Raw genomic sequence first — 16,541 nt, 5'->3', positions numbered from 1 at the left:
TCCTCCGTCAGAGCTTTTCAAGCGCTTTATCAAGCCAGCCAAGGAACCCTTGTGGCTTGTCCGCGACCGCCTTGAGCGGTTGCGTGTTCAGCGTGTCCTTGGGGCGTGGCGGAAGGTACTTGTTCACGGGCTTGGTGCCAAGGTCCGGCATCAGGTCATACCCGCCGCGATCTGCCACCAATTTCGACACATCGCTGTCCGGGTCGCCAAGGTCGCCGAAATGACGCGCACCGGTGGGGCAGGTGCGCACGCAGGCTGGGACGCGGTCCTCTTCCGGCAGGTTTTCGTTATAGATCCGGTCAACGCACAAGGTGCATTTCTTCATGATCCCCGCCTCGTGATCCAACTCGCGCGCGCCATAGGGACAAGCCCAGGCGCACAAGCCGCACCCGATGCAGCGATCTTCGTTGACCAGCACGATCCCATCCTCGGACCGCTTATAGCTCGCGCCGGTCGGGCAGACGGTCACGCAGGGCGCATCGTCGCAATGCAGACAGGATCGCGGGATGTGGACGGTTTGCGCGGGGCGGCCTTCGGCTTGTGCTTCATAGGAAAACACACGGTTCAGAAACGTGCCGCCGGGGTCCGCGCCGTAAGGGTCGGTATCTGACAGCGGCGCGCCATAGTTCTGCGTGTTCCACCCCTTGCAGGCGGTCACGCATCCTTGGCAGCCAACGCAGGTGTCCAGATCAATCACCAGTCCTAGTTTCTTGTCAGTCTTATCAGGAAGTGCTGTCATCAGATTTTCCTTGCCACGACATTCGGCCCTTTGCCAACGGGCGAGGTAATTGGTGGATACGAAGGCTGGCTTTCCGCTGGTTTAGGGTCTGCTTTTGCGATCTTGACGCGCAGATCAAACCACGCCGCCTGCCCCGTTACCGGGTCGGAGTTTGCCCAGCGAAGCCCGTCCCCTTTCGGCGGCTGAAGTTCGTGAATCAGGTGGTTCAGAAGGAAACCCTCGGTCGCTTCCGGCGCATCGTTATCCAGCGCCCACGCCCCTTTGCGTTTGCCGATGGCATTCCATGTCCAAACTGTTTTCGGGTTCAGGCTTGCGTGCTGGGCAACCGGCACCGTGATCGACCCATGCGCCGAGGTCACGGTGGCATAATCACCATCTTCAAACCCGTGTGTACGCCAAAGATCGGTCGGCAGATAGAGGAAGTTCTTGTCGGTGATCTGCCGAAGCCACGCGTTCTGCGATCCCCAGGAATGATACATGTGCATCGGGCGCTGGGTCAGGGCGTGGATTGGAAACTCGTCTGTATCGACGTTGCTGTCCTCAAACGGTGGATACCAGATGGGAAGCGGGTCCATGGTTTTCTGAATACGGGAGCGTAGATGTTCGGGGGGTTGGATATCGCCAAACCCCCCGGCAGCGAGCTGGAACTTGCGCATCGGTTCGACATAGAGGTTGAACACATAGGGCGCTTCGGCATCGAAAATCCCACGGTCCACCGCCCATTCCTGATAGGCCTTGTTCCACGGTTTATAAAACCGCGCCTCGTCGGGAATATGATCGACCCAGAAACCCCCATTTTCGATATAGCGGTCGATTTGGGCTGGATTAGGCTCTCCTCGTCCCCTACCCTTACCATCCTTCCCCCGCCATCCGGCCAGTGGGCCAACGCCCGGACGCCGTTCGTGATTCACCATGTAATCGGCGTAATCTGTAAACTTCGGCGCGCCATCTTCAGTCACGAAACCCGGCAGGCCCAGCTTGGCCCCCAACTGAAGCAGCACGGTCTGAAACCCGCGCACATCGCGGTCGGGTTCAACCACCGGCCAGCGGATCGCATCCGCCGCACCATCCGCCTCGCAGATCGGACGATCCAGCAGGCTGATGCAATCGTGACGCTCCAGATAGGTCGTGTCAGGCAGAATTAGATCGGCATAGGCCACCATTTCCGAGCTATAGGCATCGGAGTAAATGATATGCGGGATCACGTAGTCGCCGTTCTCGTCTGTGTCGGTCAGCATCTCCATGACCCCGGACGAATTCATCGACGAATTCCACGCCATGTTGGCCATATACATGAACAGAGTGTCGATCTTGTAAGGATCACCGGCATGGGCGTTTGAGATCACCATATGCATCAGCCCATGCGCCGACATCGGGTTCTCCCACGTAAAGGCTTTGTCGATCCGTTTGGCGTTTCCATCACCGTCCAGCAGCAGATGCTCCGGCCCCATTGGATAGCCCAAATGCGGGCCATCAAGCGGCTGGCCGGGCGTGACGCCAGCATGCGGTTTCGGGTGCGCCTCGGGCGGCTTCGGATAGGGCGGCTTGAACCGGAACCCGCCCGGAACCTCGACCGAGCCAAGCAGGATTTGCAGCACATGCAGCGCGCGGCAGGTCTGGAAACCGTTCGAATGCGCCGAGATCCCGCGCATCGCGTGAAAGCTGACGGGCCGCCCGATCATCTTGTCATGCTTTTGCCCCTTCCAGTCGGTCCAGGGTTGTTCGAGCACGATTTCTTCGTCAAAGGCGACACGCGCAAGTTCGGCGGCGATGGACTTTATGCGGTCAGCGGTGATTCCGGTTTGCTCGGCCACGGCATCAGGCGCGTAATCGTCAGACAGATAGCGTTCCGCCAGCAACTGAAACACCGGACGATGTGAGATCCCGGCGTGGCGATAGCTTGCCGCCAGATCGGGCATTACGCCGGGCGTGTCGTAATCCGCGAGCTTGCCGGTCGCACGGCAAATGACCTGCGGCTTGCCGTTTTGGCCGCGCAAGAAAAGCCCATTTTCAGGCGATTTAGGGTCTTCAATAAAGATGAAGCCAGCATTGGTATAGCGCGACAGATAGGGCAGATCGACTTTCCCCGCCCGTAAAAGCTCGTGGACCAGCGCCAGAATGAACAACCCGTCCGTGCCCGGCGTGATGCCCACCCAATCATCTGCAATCGCATTGTAACCCGACCGGATTGGGTTCACGCCAATGATACGAACGCCGCGTTCTTTCAGCTTACCAAGGCCCAGCTTGATCGGGTTGCTGTCGTGGTCCTCCGCCACACCAAACAGCATGAACAACTTGGTGCGGTCCCAATCGGGCTGTCCGAATTCCCAAAACGAACCACCCATCGTATAGATGCCCGCCGCCGCCATGTTGACCGAACAAAAACCGCCATGGGCGGCATAGTTCGGGGTGCCATAGGCCTGCGCGAACCAGGACGTGAAGCTTTGACTTTGATCGCGCCCGGTGAAGAACGCCATGCGCTTTGGGTCGTTCGCGCGCAGGGGGGCCAGCCAACCGGCGGCGATATCCAGCGCCTCGTTCCAGCTGATCGTTTCAAACTCGCCCGACCCGCGCGGGCCGACCCGCTTCAAGGGCGCGTGCAACCGCGACGGCGCAAGGTGCTGCATCAGCCCCGCGGACCCTTTGCCACACAGCACGCCCTTGTTCACAGGATGGTCGCGGTTGCCGTCGATATAGGCAACCTGCCCGTCCTTCATGTGCACGTTGATCCCGCAGCGGCACGCGCACATGTAACAGGTTGTCTGGCGCACCTCATCCGAGATTTGGGGCGAGGTTTCGATCTGTATATCTTCCGGTTTGTTCATTCAGATGGTGGCCTCGCTTCGTCTGCTTTGAAAGCCAACCAGCCCACCGCCTTGATCGGTAGGTCCAGTTGGCGATCGGTTTGGGGCCAGTATGCACCGTCCGTCCGCGTCTTGCCAATGGGGTGGCCGATGCCTAGCGTATCGCGCATGGATTACGACCACCTGATAGATGCTGAGACATGGGCCTTCATCCGGGACAGTGCGCAGTTTGATCTGCCGGACTCGGGCGGTGCGGATATCTCTGCGCAACGGGAAAGCTATGACCGGATGTGCCGCGCGTTTTTTGCGGGCTATCCGCCCGGTGTGTCGGCACGCGATGATCACGCCCATTCGGTGCCTATCCGCATCTACGAAAGCGGGCCAAGCGATGCGACCTTGATCTATTATCACGGGGGCGGTTTTGTCGTGGGTGGGTTGGACAGCCACGACGATATATGCGCTGAGCTGTGCGCGCGGACGGGCGTCCGCGTCGTCAGCGTCGATTATCGGCTTGCCCCCGAGCATGTACATCCAGCCGCTTTCCAAGATGCCATGGCTGCGGCGCGCTATGTGGCTCTAACATGGCCTGGATCGCATATCCTGGTAGGGGATAGCGCGGGCGGAAACCTTGCAGCAGCGGTGGCCCATGCCAGTCGTCGTTCAATTGATTTTCTGGGGCTGGTGTTGATTTACCCCGGGCTGGGGGGTGATATGTCGTGCGGGTCATACCGCATCCACGCGCACGCGCCCATGCTGACGCTTGCGGATGTAAAGTTCTATGATCGCATCCGCCATGATGGCCCCGGACCAACGGACGACCCAACCGCTGCCCCCCTGGCCGACAGTGACTTTTCCAACCTGCCCCCGACCGCAATTTTCACTGCGCAGTGCGATCCGCTGTCTGATGATGGGCGCGCCTATCGCGATGCAATTCTGGCCGCCGGAGGTCGTGCGCACTGGACCGAGGAACCCGGTTTGGTCCACGGATATCTGCGCGCCCGGCACAGTGTGGCGCGGGCACGTGACAGCTTTGATCGTATCGTCGCCGCAACAAAGATGATTGCCGCAGGCGATTGGCAAGACTGACCCTTTCCACATGATCGCAGGTGGCATAATCTGTGCCTATAATAAGGCGAACGGTTAACGTATCGCGAAACGAGGAAGTGCAGTAGAACATGCCGCCTATCGGAATCTCTTTGTTCCGCGGTCTGCAAAACATGCAGGGCGCCGCGGGGCTGGAACGTCGTTTGCGACGCAGACTTGCCGACGGCAAAGAACACCCGACCCGCAACGGCGAGCGGCTGGGCCGTGACCTTGCCGACCGACCGCCAGGTCAGGTTGCGTGGATACATATGCAGAACCTCGATGAACTGGAAGAAGTCCTGGGCCTTGTCGGGTACCTTAAGGTCGATCACGAGGATCTGACGATCCTGATCACCACCACCGACTACGACGGCCCACCGTCCGAACATGCGGACTTCATCCATCAATACGTGCCCTACTCTGCGCCTGCGCCCGTTGCGGCGTTTCTGGATCACTGGCGGCCGGATGCGCTGCTTTGGATGGATGGAAGGCTTGATGTCACCCTGCTGCCTGCTGTGTTTGCGCGAAAGATCCCGGCCTTCTGGGTCAACGCCCACGTGCCGAAAGAAGCGCAGCGCCAATGGCGGTGGCTGCCGGGATCAACCAAATCGATTCTTTCGGGGTTCGATACTGTTCTGGCTGAAAGCGATGCTGCGCGGCGCGAGCTTTGCAGATTTGGTGCCGTCCCGAACCGGGTCGTGGCTTCGGGGCCGCTGCAAATCCAGGTTCGACCGCCCAGCTGCAATATGGTCGAGCGGGACGAGTTTGCAAAAAACCTTGCGGCGCGACCGGTCTGGCTGGCCGCAGGTGTGTGCAAGGTCGAGGAAGACGCCTTGCTGATCGCCCACAAGCAACTGGTGCGTAAATCGCACCGGTTGTTGTTGATCATCGAGCCGCGCGAGATGGATCGCGGTGTCGAGCTGGCCGCAGAGCTAGAGGCCGAGGGTTGGGTCGTCGCCTGCCGATCGCGCGACGATGTCCCCGGTCCTGACATCCAGATTTTCATTGCTGACCAAGAAGGTGAATCCGGTCTTTGGATGCATCTTGCGCCGATCACCTATGCCGGTGGCAGCATGGGCATTGGAACTGAGCTGAATCCGTTGGAGCCCGCTGCGCTGGGCTCGGTCGTATTGTTCGGACCGAAGGTTAACGGCGCACATGAAGCCTATCGTCGGTTAGAGCGTGCCGGCGCCGCCACCAGGATTGATAACGCCGATGACCTGAGCCAAGCAGTCGAACATCTGTTATCCCCGGACGAAGCCGCAAAAATGGCGATGGCCGCGTGGGATGTCACCACCAGCGGGGCTGAGGTCAGCGATTTGTTGCGTGATAAGCTGTCTGACGCCTTGTCCGGTGCGCTGGGGTAGGGCGGGTTATGAAAACGCCTCGGTTCTGGTTCACCCCGCCCGACCGCCCCGATTGGCGGGCCCGTATTCTGGCGCCGCTGGGCTGGACCTATGGCGCCGCAACCGCGCGGCGTCTGGAACAGGGCGACGGGTATCGGGCGCAGGTGCCCGTGATCTGCGTGGGCAATATCAACGCGGGTGGCACGGGCAAGACGCCCACGACCATCGCGCTGGCGCAACGCCTGTCCGGTTGGGGGTATCAGGTGCATATCGTGTCACGGGGGCACAAGGGCACGTTGGACGGCCCCGTTCTGGTGGACGAGCGCACCCATGACGCAAACGCCGTCGGGGATGAGCCATTGTTGATGGCTGCTTTCACCAAGGTCTGGATCGCGCGCGACCGCGCCGAAGGCGTGCGCGCCGCCGAAGCCGCGGGCGCCGAGGTCATACTGATGGATGACGGGTTTCAGAACCCGGCGGTGCAGAAATCCCTGTCGATCGTCGTCGTAGATGCGGTTAAAGGGTTCGGCAATGCGCGCTGCATTCCCGCCGGACCGCTGCGCGAGCCGGTGACGGCCGGGCTTGCGCGGGCGGATTTGCTGCTGTCCATCGGTCCCGATGCGGCGCAGGCCCGGTTTGCAAACGAATGGCGCGGAACCATTGACTGCCCCCATGCGACCGGCTGGCTAGAGCCGTTGCAAACCGGCATGGATTGGCAGGGGATGGACGTGCTGGCCTTCGCGGGCATTGGCCTGCCCGAGAAGTTTTTCGCGACGGTCAAAGGTCTTGGCGCCAACCTTCTACGGGCCGAGGCGCTGGCAGATCACCAACCCTTGACTGACGCGCTGATGAAACGGTTGCAGATCGAGGCAACCGCTTTGGGTGCCCAGCTTGTCACCACGGAAAAAGACGCGGTGCGCTTGCCCGACGCTTTCAAGCGGCAGGTGTTGACTGTGCCGGTTCGGCTGGAGTTGTCCGACTGGGGCCCTATCGACGCCGAATTGGCCCGGATTGGGCTGGGTCAGAGCCTGTCAAAGCCCTGACCCGAAGCTTTATTCGCCCAGCTTTTCGTCAATCAGCTTGGCAAATTCGTCATAAGACATGTTGGAATAGGTCTTGCCGTCGATGACGAAAGACGGGGTCGCGTTGATCTCGTCTTCAGCGGCGTTCTTTTGATAGGCGGCGACCATGCTTTCGGCCATAGCCTCGTTCTGCAAACAGGCGTCCATCTGTTCATCCGTCATGCCAGCGGTGCGGCCCAGCTTGCGCAGGTTGCTGATGATCGTGGCGGGATTACCATCGCCGATCCAATCCTCCATCCCGTCATAGATCATGCCGGTCATGCCGAAATATTTATCTTCCCCGCCGCAGCGGGCGATCATCCCGGCCCACAGACCGAACCGGTCGAAATACACCTCGCGATGAATGAATTTCACCTTGCCGGTGTCGATATAGTTCTTCTTCAATTCCTGAAAGACGGTCTGATGGAAATTGCCGCAATGCGGACAGGTGAACGAGGCGTATTCGATGACCGTCACCGGCGCGTCTTCGTCGCCCATCACCATGTCGGGGGCAAGCTCGACATCGGCGTCGGCTTCGGCGTCTTGCGCCTCGGCAATGGACACACCGGGAACCGAGCCGTTGTTCTGGCTCATGTAATACGCGCCACCGCCGATCAGCAGGACGGCGGCAAGCAAAATGGGAAGAATACGGGTCATGATAGATTTCAGCCTTTGTCGTTTCGTTTCATCAGCACGTTTTGTGCCAGCTTTTCAAGCGCGTCGCGCAGGCCTGCGTCGGTTACGTCTGCCGTGACCTGGGCTGCGCGGGCGCGGGTTGTATCGTCGGGCGCGGTTTTGCGTTTCGGGGCAGGGGTGAACTGTGCCTGGCCTTCGGCAAAGCCGGTGGGTGCGGTTTGGGTGATCCTTATCCGCGCAATGGCATTATATCCATAGATCGCGTTCACCTTTTCGCGCAGTTGTTCCTTCTGCATCTCAAGCATCGGGGCTTGTGCGCCGGTGGTTAAAACGGTCAGGGTCGCACCCATCCCGCCGCGACCATACGAGACCTCGATCGGCTTTGCGATGGCAGCGGTGGCGTCGCCCACGATTTCGGCCCAGTGGGTCAGAACGCGGGTCACGGCAAAGCCGCGCGACTCGCTTGCCTTGCGGATGCGCGTAGACAGAAGGCTTGATGTCCTTTCAAAGCCCTTACGGCGGCGCTTGATTTTCGCAGGCTGACTCACGTCTGGCACATCCCGGTTTTGCCCCTATTCTATGCGGTTGAACATGCTATGCCAGTGCAAAGCCATGACAGGAGGTAAAACTTGTGTGACGCGCCGAAATCTGCCGACCTTTTGGCCTGGTATGACCGCCATGCCCGCGAACTGCCGTGGCGCGTCGGACCTGCGGATCGCGCGGCGGGCGTGGTACCCGACCCCTATGCCGTGTGGCTGTCTGAAATCATGCTGCAACAGACAACTGTCGCCGCAGTTAGAGACTATTTCACCAGATTCATGACCCTTTGGCCCACGGTCGAGGCATTGGCGGACGCCGATGATGACCGCGTCATGGGTGAATGGGCGGGGCTTGGATACTATGCCCGCGCGCGCAACTTGCTCAAATGCGCGCGGGTGGTGGCGCAGATGGGCGCGTTCCCCCGGACGCGCGCGGCGCTTGAGGAATTGCCGGGCATTGGCCCCTATACCTCGGCCGCGATTGCGGCGATTGCCTATGATCTGCCCGAGACTGTCGTTGATGGGAACGTCGAACGCGTGATGTCGCGGGTGTTTCAGATCGAAACACCATTACCCGATGCCAAGCCCGAGATGAAGCAGCGCGCCGCCAGTCTGACGCCAGATGCGCGACCCGGCGATTATGCGCAGGCGGTGATGGATCTGGGGGCCACGATCTGCACACCCAAGTCGCCTGCCTGCGGGATATGTCCGTGGAATAGACACTGTCAGGCCCGTGCGGCTGGGGTGCAGGCGACGCTGCCGGCCCGCGCGCCCAAGACGCCGAAACCCACGCGATATGGTGTCGCCTATTTGGCGCGGCGCACGGATGGCTTGTGGCTGGTCGAACGTCGCCCGGAAAAGGGGTTGCTGGGTGGCATGTTCGGCTGGCCCGGCGCAGACTGGGGCGACACCGCAACCGAGGCCCCGCCGATCCCCGCCAATTGGCGCGACCCCAAGGTCGAGGTGCGCCACACCTTTACCCATTTTCACCTTAGATTGTCGCTGCGGGTCGCATCGGTTCCGGTCGACGCAGCGCCGAACAAGGGCACGTTCCGGGCGATCCGGCCGTCAGACCTGCCCACCGTCATGCGCAAGGCCTTTGACGTCGCGACAGCCACCCTGCCGGATTGAGACCGCGCGCGCCGCAAGCTATACTTTCACCGAGGGACATAAGAAAGCTTGATCATGGTTCCAGCATCGACCCTATCGCGGTTCCGAAACGCAGCGCCCTTCGGCGTGTCGTTGGTGCTGCCCCTGTTGGTTTGCATCGCCGCGTGGAACGGGGGGTGGTATGTGCTGTTGCCCCCCTTGGGGACATGGTGGCTTTACGCCCTGCTGGATGCGGCCATCGGGCGATATTCCGAGAATGCAGACCCTAACACGCCGGAAAACGATCTTTTCTGGTATCGCCTGATCACGCTGATCTGGTTTCCCATCCAGTTCGTGATGATCTTCGGGATGATCTGGTATGTGACCGGTGCCGACCATCTTTCGCTGCTTGAAAAGTTCTTTGTGTTCTTCGGTGTGGGCGTCCTGTCGGGGTCGGTCGGCATTGTCTATGCGCACGAGTTGATGCACCAATCCAACCGGTTAGAGCGGTGGTTGGCTGATCTGCTGCTAGCCACGGTGCTTTACAGCCATTTCCGCACCGAACATCTGCTGGTTCACCATCCCTATGTCGGCACCACCCGCGATGCCGTGACCGCGCGGTATAATGAAGGGTTTCATCGCTATTTCTTCCGCGTCCTGCGTCAGGCGCCCGTGTCGGCATGGCGGGCGGAAAAGGCGATGTTGGCGCGGCGGGGGCTGTCGGTCATCGACGGGTCAAGCCCGTTCTGGCGATACGGGGCGTTGCAACTGTTGGCGTTGATCCTTGCGGTCTTGCTGGGCGGTTGGCTGGGCGTGGCGCTGTTTGCGTTCCAGGCGCTTGTCGCGATCTGGCAACTGGAGCTGACAAACTATGTCGAACATTACGGCCTGACGCGTAAACATCTGGGCGACGGCAAATACGAACGCGTGATGCCCCGCCACAGTTGGAACGCCGATCACCGCGCGTCAAACTGGCTGTTGATCAACCTACAACGCCATTCCGACCATCACTATAAACCCGCGCGGCGGTTTCCGTTATTGCAGACCTATCCGGACGATGAGGCGCCGCAACTGCCTTTTGGTTATCCGGTGATGACAGTGGCCGCGATGATCCCGCCTGTCTGGCGGCGCGTTATGAACCCCCGTGTGCGGGCGTGGCGCAAACATCATTACCCCGAGATCACGGATTGGAGCGCCTATAAGGCCGGCACCCTGCCACCGCCGGGCCTGCGTTAAGGGAAGCAAGTGGGCGCGTCGCCCGTTTGCCATGGCGGGTATTTCTGCATCACGCGGGCAAGGCGGTCACTTGCCAAAAAAGCCTCTAACCAAGCCGAAACGCGCCGTGTGGCCTCTGCATCGAAGCGGGGTTTGTCGATCATCGCGAACTGGCGCACGAAGGGTAGGGTGGCGAAATCGGCCAGCGTCGGTTGGTTGCCGTGAAGCCAACCGTCGCCAAGTTGCGGATCAAGCCCGGCCAGAATGTCCATCGCCTCGGCGCGCGTGACCTCGGGGTCGCTGTCGGGATGGCGCACGGCGTATTTCGTCAGATCAAGCGCGCGTTTGAACGGGCCGTCAAACACCTCGATCAGATCGAGCCCAGCGTCGGGCATGTCGAGCAGCACTTCGGGATCATTCTGCGCCAAGGCCCATCGCATGATGTCGAAACTTTCGTCCAGCACCTCGTCAGGCGTCACCAGACACGGCACGGTTGCCGAGGGCGAGGCGTCAAGAAACGCTTGCGGCTTGTCGCGCAACAGGATCTCGCGCAACTCAACCTGCACCCCGCTGCTGGCAATGGCAAGGCGGGCGCGAATGGCATAGGGGCAACGGCGGAAGGAATAAAGGATCGGCAACATGGTCTATTCCTGCCTGATATGGGGCACTGGATGCAAGTCGCCGTTATGCGCCCGCCAAAAAAGGCCCCACCCTTTGCAGGGCGGGGTCAGTTAAAGTGCCATGGAACAGACCACAGGCACCGGCGGTACACCGTGTTGCGGGCGCATGTCTCTGCGCCCTGCAGAATGTTTTGGATCAGTTCATTTCAGCGCGGATTTGTTGGCGCAGCAGGTCAATCGGAACTTTCTTACCGTCTTGTTTGAAGAACCAATAGGTCCAGCCATTGCAACTGGGTGCACTTTCCAGCGCCGCGCCAACCTGGTGGATCGACCCGCGCGCCTCGCCCGAGATCAGCGTGCCATCGGCGCGAACCTTGGCGGTTTTGCCGCGCGGGCTTGTCAGAACCTCGCCCGGGCGCAACATGCCGCGTTCGACCAACTGGCCAAAGGGCACGCGCGGCTCGGCGCGTTTGGACGGGGTGGTGATCAGGGCTTCCTTGTCGAACTTGCGCACCTTCGCGATGCGTTTCGTGGCGACCTTGCGATAGGCTTCTTCGCGCTCGATCCCGATGAAGTCACGACCCAGCATCTTGGCCACAGCCCCCGTGGTGCCGGTGCCGAAGAACGGGTCAAGGATTACGTCGCCGGGGTTGGTCGATCCGACCAAAACACGGTGCAGCAGGCTTTCCGGCTTCTGCGTCGGATGCGCTTTGTCGCCGTTTTCGTCCTTCAGACGCTCGTGCCCCGTACAGATCGGCAACACCCAGTCGGACCGCATCTGAATACCTTCGTTCAACGCCTTCAGCGCTTCGTAATTGAACGTGTATTTCGCGCCCTCGGATTTCGAGGCCCAGATCATCGTTTCATGCGCGTTGGTGAAGCGTTTACCGCGGAAATTCGGCATTGGGTTCGACTTGCGCCAGACCACATCGTTCAAGATCCAATAGCCTTGGTTCTGAAGCTCGGCCCCCATACGGAATACGTTGTGATACGAGCCGATGACCCAAATCGCGCCATCTGGTTTTAGGATGCGGCGGGCGGCCTTAAGCCAGGCGCGGGTGAACTGGTCATAGGCCTTGAAGCTGTCGAACTGGTCCCAGTCGTCGTCCACCGCATCGACCTTGGAGTTGTCAGGGCGGTGCAGCTCGCCTTTCAGCTGCAAGTTATAGGGCGGGTCGGCAAAAATAAGATCGACCGAGTTTTCCGGCAGACTGTTCATCACCTCGATGCAGTCGCCATCAATAATCTGGTTCAGCGGCAGGTCTACAGCCGCTTTTGTGGTGGTTTTCGTTTTCATTTCTGCCTCATGTACCCAGCGCATTTTGCGCCTATCGGTGGCGCATTGGTGCGCTCGTTTTGATGAGATCAGAATGAGTCAAAGGCGATTCGCCGTCAATTTCTTTTTTGAATCAGTCACTTATATATTTATCTTGATACAAGATATTGTGTACTGGTTTGAAAGAACGTCTATGGTGTGGGGTCACACCAAGATTTTGCAGCGCCAACCTGTGGCTTTTTGACGGGTATCCTGCGTTCGTCTCCCACCCATAGCCGGGAAACTGTTGCGCCAAATCCACCATGATCCGATCGCGGGTGATTTTGGCGATGATAGAGGCGGCGGAAATCGACAATGATCGCGCGTCTCCTTTCACGATTGTCTCGGCGGACAGCGTCAGCCCGCGCGGGGTCATATTGCCGTCGATCAACACATGGTCGGGTGGGGTCGTCAGCCCGGAAACCGCGCGCTCCATCGCCAAGTGACTGGCGCGCAGGATGTTCAGTTCGTCAATTTCATCGACCGTGGCGTGTGCGACGGAAATATCGGCACTGGCGATGATGATGTCGTAAAGCGCATCACGCCGTTTGGCCGTCAGCGTCTTGGAATCATTCAGGCCAGCGGGAATGTTTGTCGGGTCCAACACGACTGCCGCCGCTGTGACCGGCCCCGCCAATGGGCCGCGCCCCACTTCATCCACCCCGGCGACACGCAGAAAGCCGCGCGCGTGGGCGGCGGTCTCGAAGCTGAAATCGGGGGTGGGCTTAGTCATTCCCTTGCGTCGCCCATCGTGCCCGTGCCTGCAAGCAAAAAAGACGGGGGCCGAAGCCCCCGCAAGTTTCGCGGCGTGAAGGTTAGGGACGCCACGCCGCTGTTCGATATTGGGTTAATAAAACTTCCCAAGCCGATAGCCGCGATTGTTAAGGCAATGGGGTCGATACGTCTTGCGCGTGACATAGGTGCCTTTCTTGTTGCGGGCGACCACCTTGGTTTTACAGGCACGCGGAAGGTTTGAATAATAATCGAAGTTGCGCTTGAGGCATCGATTGCTGAAAAATGTTTTCTCGCCTTGTTGGGTGCGATAGCTGCGCACGCATTTTTTCGGCAAGATCAGATGTTTCGGAACACGGTCGCGATGCACCTTCTTCGGCGGCTTCTTGTGAGTGTCCTTGTAAGCCGGGGCAACATTGTTGTCGGACAGAATTGCACCAAGCGCGGCCAGCCCCAACAGCGCGCCGATGATCGCAGTGAAATTCTGATCGTCGGTTCGGGAACTTTCCGCGGACACGGGGGCGACCGACAGGGCCACCGCAAGCGTGGCGCTGAGCGCGAGTTTCAAGGGAGCGGCGACAAGGCGGCGTATCATCTGATATCCTTTCGGCTGGGCATCCGGTGGGACGCGTGGAAGATGAACCAACTTTGGCGCGGTGCGTAAAAGTCAGGCAATAACGCCCTGTTGTTATCGCCTATCAACGGCTTTGATATTGATTAACCAGCGTGGGGATCGCATGGTCCGGGCATGATGAAACAGATCCTTCTTGCCCTCGCCATCACCGCAATTGCCCTGCCCGCTCAGGCCGGGTGCTATGCTGATTACAAAGCCAAGCGCGACAATCCGCTTAGGCTGCATTACGGCGTGATTGAACTGCCGGACGCGGCCTGCAACGATCGGCAGGTGGCAACCCGCCAAGTTCAGCAGCGTTTGGCACAGCAGGGGTGGCTCCTTTTGAAGATTCAGTCCATTTTCGACGAGACAGGTCTTACCGAAAGGAAAGAAAGTGCCGGAAAGTTCTTTCTTCGCTTCTGACACGCGGCGCGTGTCGAACCGCGTGGTCGTTGCCGGGATCGCCGCAATTGTTGCGATCTTGCTGATCGCAGCGGTCGTTTTGTTTATGACCCTGCCTGACGCCAATGCGTTCAACACGCGGGTCGAGCGGATATTTGTTGAAAATGATGGCCTGACCTCGGGCGCTGAAATCAAGCTTCTTGAGATACTCGCCCAGTCCGGCACCGCTTTTGCCGACACTCTGACCAGCTATCGGATGGTGATTTTCGTGCTGCTGATCTTCGCCACCGCGCTTCTGATCGCGGCGCTTGTATTCCTGTTGACCATCATCGGCCTGAACCGCCGGATGAGCGAGATCGAGCGCGCAGGCATTCAGGTCAATTCGCTTCTGATCAGCCGCGAAGAACGCACGGTTTACCTGAACAACATGGAATTTACCCTAACCGAAGCGGCAATCGAAACCCTGTCTGCCTTGGCCGAAGCGCGGATGGACGAAGAGGTTTTGTCCGGGTCCCAGCTTGAGGGGCTTATTTCTGGCCGCGACCCCGTCGACTGTGACGAAGCAGCCGGCGCCACCCGCATCAAACGCCTGCGCGATGCGCTGGGCAATCAGATGATCAGCGAACTTCTGGTCAAAACCATCGCGCGACGCGGTTACATGCTGTCGATCGACAAGGGTGTGATCAGGATGGTCTGAGAGGGCACGACCGCAACCATCAAGGAACTGCCGTGCGGAAAACTTATTAGTTAACTGTTAGATATACTATATTTCATTGGCGGTGGTGTCCGTATTAGGTGGTGAACCCTACACCTCCGCGCATCCTTTGGCCTTTAATGCTGGTTAGCATCGCCTGCTCAGCACCAAATGATATCTTTTCCCGCAGCACTACAAAGCGTTTGTCTTCGAGAAAACCAATTGGTCGGTATCCTTATCGTGCAAGCCCCGTCGTCGCTGCGGACCCAATTCCATTTAAGGCTTAGTGCGTCAAGCGCTGCCATGAGAGCCTGCCAGAGGTCGTGATCCTTAACACTATTGCCGTTCGCTTGGCTTGATTGCTTTTGTTGCCTTGCCGAAAGCTGCCTGGTCCCTCGCCTTGGTTTCACATACTAATCGGTGATCGCCACCGAGAGGTTGCGCAAACCGGTGCGCTCCACGTGATACGCACGGCCCCTGCGGATGCCGTGGATGCGGCTTGAACCGCACTGGTTGCTGTTCATTCCCTTTCATCGCTGCAAGCAGGGACTACCTGTCAACGGATGAAACAACGGTGACAACAAAGATGACCCGGTTGCGTGCGTGATCTCTTCCCACCCGAAGATTGTTTCAACCTTTTCAAAGCTGCCGGTTGCATTGCAGATTACATCGGCACGCTCTATCCGGTTCATGAACAGTTCAGGCCCCCGAATGACTGCTGCCAGCCCTTTTTTCAGGTGTTTGGTCAAATCATTTAATCAAGGCGAGCTAGGTTGCGACCGGCGCACCCTTGGAAACGGGAGCGAAGACTCGCGCCCAATAACCCGGCGCAAAGACGACATCACCCAAGCTTGGCCGAGAACCAGTTTTATCTTGCTGTCGCAAGATGAGATGACAACCCGGCAACGTCTGGATCGGCAACCAACGGTGACATTGGCATCCGGCGCGCTTCTGTCGGTGTTATGCCATACAGCCTGCGAAACGCACGCAGGAACTGGTTGCTGCTTGAAAATCCGTATTTGTGCGCAATGGTTGTGATCGAGTCTGATCTGCTTTGGTGCAGGTTTCGGTACGCTGCGGCCAGCCGCCGTTCGCGAATGATTTGTGCGATACCGTTTCGGTTGGGAAACATACGGTAAAGCTGCGCGCGAGACATGCGGAAGTGATCGACCAGCATGTCCGGCCCCAATTCGGTATCGCCCAGGTGGTTGTCGATGAACTCGACAATCTGACGTCGCACGGTTTGATGCATTGTCGCGTCGCTGGTGCCTGCTTGGGGCAGGCGTCCCGCAACAGCGGCGGCAAACAGGTCAATTGTCGCATGGTCCATCATCATTGCGTCCTTGACGGGTATGTCGGCCATTACATCCGCAAAGCCGAAAGCAAGGTTCGTGATAATTCGTGTGCTCGATTGTCCTGCGCGCAAAACCGTACCGTGCGCGCTTCGACCACCCGTGGCTTTATCAATCTGGTCGCGCGGCATGTAGATCATAACGCTGGCACCCGCACTTTGGATGTCCTTGTGCGGTTGGGCGTAATCCCAAACACCGATATCGCCAGGGTTCAGTTTTATTTCGGTTCCATCGCAATCACCGATCAGGGCCCCCTTGACGAAAAAATCCAGCTGGTAGCCATCAAGCCCGTTGCGCGCGA

Annotated in this window: 18 protein-coding genes; 7 read left to right on the top strand and 11 right to left on the bottom strand. The window is 59.2% G+C overall.

Annotated elements, in window-relative coordinates; translation table 11 throughout:
- Nucleotides 1–7: 7 nt before the first annotated feature.
- From MN186_RS09080 to MN186_RS09070, 3 genes are read right to left on the bottom strand one after another with little or no spacing between them, the layout of a single operon-like run.
- Entirely contained in the window at nucleotides 8–739 is a 732-nt protein-coding gene (locus MN186_RS09080) for a 4Fe-4S dicluster domain-containing protein (RefSeq protein ID WP_242114059.1), read from the bottom strand.
- Nucleotides 739–3,564 (bottom strand): molybdopterin oxidoreductase family protein, encoded by a 2,826-nt coding sequence (locus MN186_RS09075; RefSeq protein ID WP_242114058.1) that lies wholly within the window; start codon nucleotides 3,562–3,564, stop codon nucleotides 739–741. Before MN186_RS09075 ends, MN186_RS09080 begins: the two co-directional genes overlap by 1 nt.
- A complete protein-coding gene (locus MN186_RS09070; protein WP_242114057.1) occupies nucleotides 3,561–3,713 on the bottom strand; it encodes a hypothetical protein in 153 nt (50 codons plus the stop codon). The genes MN186_RS09075 and MN186_RS09070 overlap by 4 nt, the downstream gene beginning before the upstream one ends.
- Between MN186_RS09070 and MN186_RS09065 the strand changes: the two genes are divergently transcribed.
- The 3 genes from MN186_RS09065 (at nucleotide 3,712) to lpxK (ending at nucleotide 7,015) form a co-directional block, all read left to right on the top strand.
- Nucleotides 3,712–4,629, top strand: a complete 918-nt coding sequence (locus MN186_RS09065) for an alpha/beta hydrolase (protein WP_242114056.1) — start codon at nucleotides 3,712–3,714, stop codon at nucleotides 4,627–4,629. The genes MN186_RS09070 and MN186_RS09065 overlap by 2 nt on opposite strands.
- 89 nt (nucleotides 4,630–4,718) lie before the next feature.
- Complete coding sequence (locus MN186_RS09060; protein WP_242114055.1) at nucleotides 4,719–5,993, top strand: 3-deoxy-D-manno-octulosonic acid transferase; 1,275 nt, start codon at nucleotides 4,719–4,721, stop codon at nucleotides 5,991–5,993.
- Nucleotides 5,994–6,001: 8 nt separating this feature from the next.
- Complete coding sequence (lpxK, locus tag MN186_RS09055; RefSeq protein ID WP_242114054.1) at nucleotides 6,002–7,015, top strand: tetraacyldisaccharide 4'-kinase; 1,014 nt, start codon at nucleotides 6,002–6,004, stop codon at nucleotides 7,013–7,015.
- 9 nt (nucleotides 7,016–7,024) lie between these two features.
- Here lpxK and MN186_RS09050 read toward each other — a convergent pair whose 3' ends face one another.
- Together MN186_RS09050 and MN186_RS09045 are read right to left on the bottom strand one after the other, a co-directional pair.
- Nucleotides 7,025–7,690 carry a DsbA family protein gene (locus tag MN186_RS09050; protein ID WP_242114053.1) on the bottom strand — a complete coding sequence of 222 codons (666 nt, stop codon included), beginning with the start codon at nucleotides 7,688–7,690 and terminating at the stop codon, nucleotides 7,025–7,027.
- 8 nt (nucleotides 7,691–7,698) lie between these two features.
- A complete protein-coding gene (locus tag MN186_RS09045; protein ID WP_242114052.1) occupies nucleotides 7,699–8,226 on the bottom strand; it encodes a DUF721 domain-containing protein in 528 nt (175 codons plus the stop codon).
- Between the two features lie 72 nt (nucleotides 8,227–8,298).
- On the opposite strand from MN186_RS09045, the gene mutY reads away from it, so the two are divergent.
- Both mutY and MN186_RS09035 read left to right on the top strand, forming a co-directional pair.
- On the top strand, nucleotides 8,299–9,339 hold the full coding sequence (gene mutY, locus MN186_RS09040) for an A/G-specific adenine glycosylase (protein ID WP_242114051.1): 1,041 nt from the start codon (nucleotides 8,299–8,301) through the stop codon (nucleotides 9,337–9,339).
- Nucleotides 9,340–9,393: 54 nt separating this feature from the next.
- A complete protein-coding gene (locus tag MN186_RS09035) occupies nucleotides 9,394–10,533 on the top strand; it encodes an alkane 1-monooxygenase (protein WP_242114050.1) in 1,140 nt (379 codons plus the stop codon).
- On the opposite strand, the gene MN186_RS09030 is transcribed toward MN186_RS09035, so the two are convergent.
- The 4 genes from MN186_RS09030 to MN186_RS09015 form a co-directional block, all read right to left on the bottom strand.
- Nucleotides 10,530–11,153: a glutathione S-transferase gene (locus tag MN186_RS09030; RefSeq protein WP_242114049.1), complete on the bottom strand. Its 624-nt coding sequence runs from the start codon at nucleotides 11,151–11,153 to the stop codon at nucleotides 10,530–10,532. The two genes, MN186_RS09035 and MN186_RS09030, sit on opposite strands and share 4 nt — an antisense overlap.
- 175 nt (nucleotides 11,154–11,328) lie before the next feature.
- A complete protein-coding gene (locus tag MN186_RS09025) occupies nucleotides 11,329–12,429 on the bottom strand; it encodes a site-specific DNA-methyltransferase (RefSeq protein ID WP_242114048.1) in 1,101 nt (366 codons plus the stop codon).
- Nucleotides 12,430–12,541: 112 nt separating this feature from the next.
- Nucleotides 12,542–13,180, bottom strand: coding sequence for a ribonuclease HII (locus MN186_RS09020; RefSeq protein ID WP_242114047.1), 639 nt, complete (start codon nucleotides 13,178–13,180; stop codon nucleotides 12,542–12,544).
- A gap of 114 nt (nucleotides 13,181–13,294) precedes the next feature.
- A complete protein-coding gene (locus MN186_RS09015) occupies nucleotides 13,295–13,774 on the bottom strand; it encodes a hypothetical protein (protein WP_242114046.1) in 480 nt (159 codons plus the stop codon).
- A gap of 153 nt (nucleotides 13,775–13,927) precedes the next feature.
- Here MN186_RS09015 and MN186_RS09010 point away from each other — a divergent pair, with 153 nt between their 5' ends.
- Nucleotides 13,928–14,215 (top strand): hypothetical protein, encoded by a 288-nt coding sequence (locus tag MN186_RS09010; RefSeq protein ID WP_420838920.1) that lies wholly within the window; start codon nucleotides 13,928–13,930, stop codon nucleotides 14,213–14,215.
- On the top strand, nucleotides 14,187–14,891 hold the full coding sequence (locus tag MN186_RS09005; RefSeq protein ID WP_242114045.1) for a winged helix-turn-helix domain-containing protein: 705 nt from the start codon (nucleotides 14,187–14,189) through the stop codon (nucleotides 14,889–14,891). Before MN186_RS09010 ends, MN186_RS09005 begins: the two co-directional genes overlap by 29 nt.
- Before the next feature lie 527 nt (nucleotides 14,892–15,418).
- Here MN186_RS09005 and MN186_RS09000 read toward each other — a convergent pair.
- A complete protein-coding gene (locus MN186_RS09000) occupies nucleotides 15,419–15,637 on the bottom strand; it encodes a hypothetical protein (protein ID WP_242114044.1) in 219 nt (72 codons plus the stop codon).
- A gap of 119 nt (nucleotides 15,638–15,756) precedes the next feature.
- A partial coding sequence (locus MN186_RS08995; protein ID WP_242114043.1) for a helix-turn-helix domain-containing protein occupies nucleotides 15,757–16,541 on the bottom strand: 785 nt, incomplete at its 5' end.

It is taken from the genome of Aliiroseovarius sediminis, assembly GCF_022678485.1.
GTDB lineage: Bacteria > Pseudomonadota > Alphaproteobacteria > Rhodobacterales > Rhodobacteraceae > Aliiroseovarius > Aliiroseovarius sediminis.
This window is presented reverse-complemented; position numbering and strand designations above follow the sequence as displayed.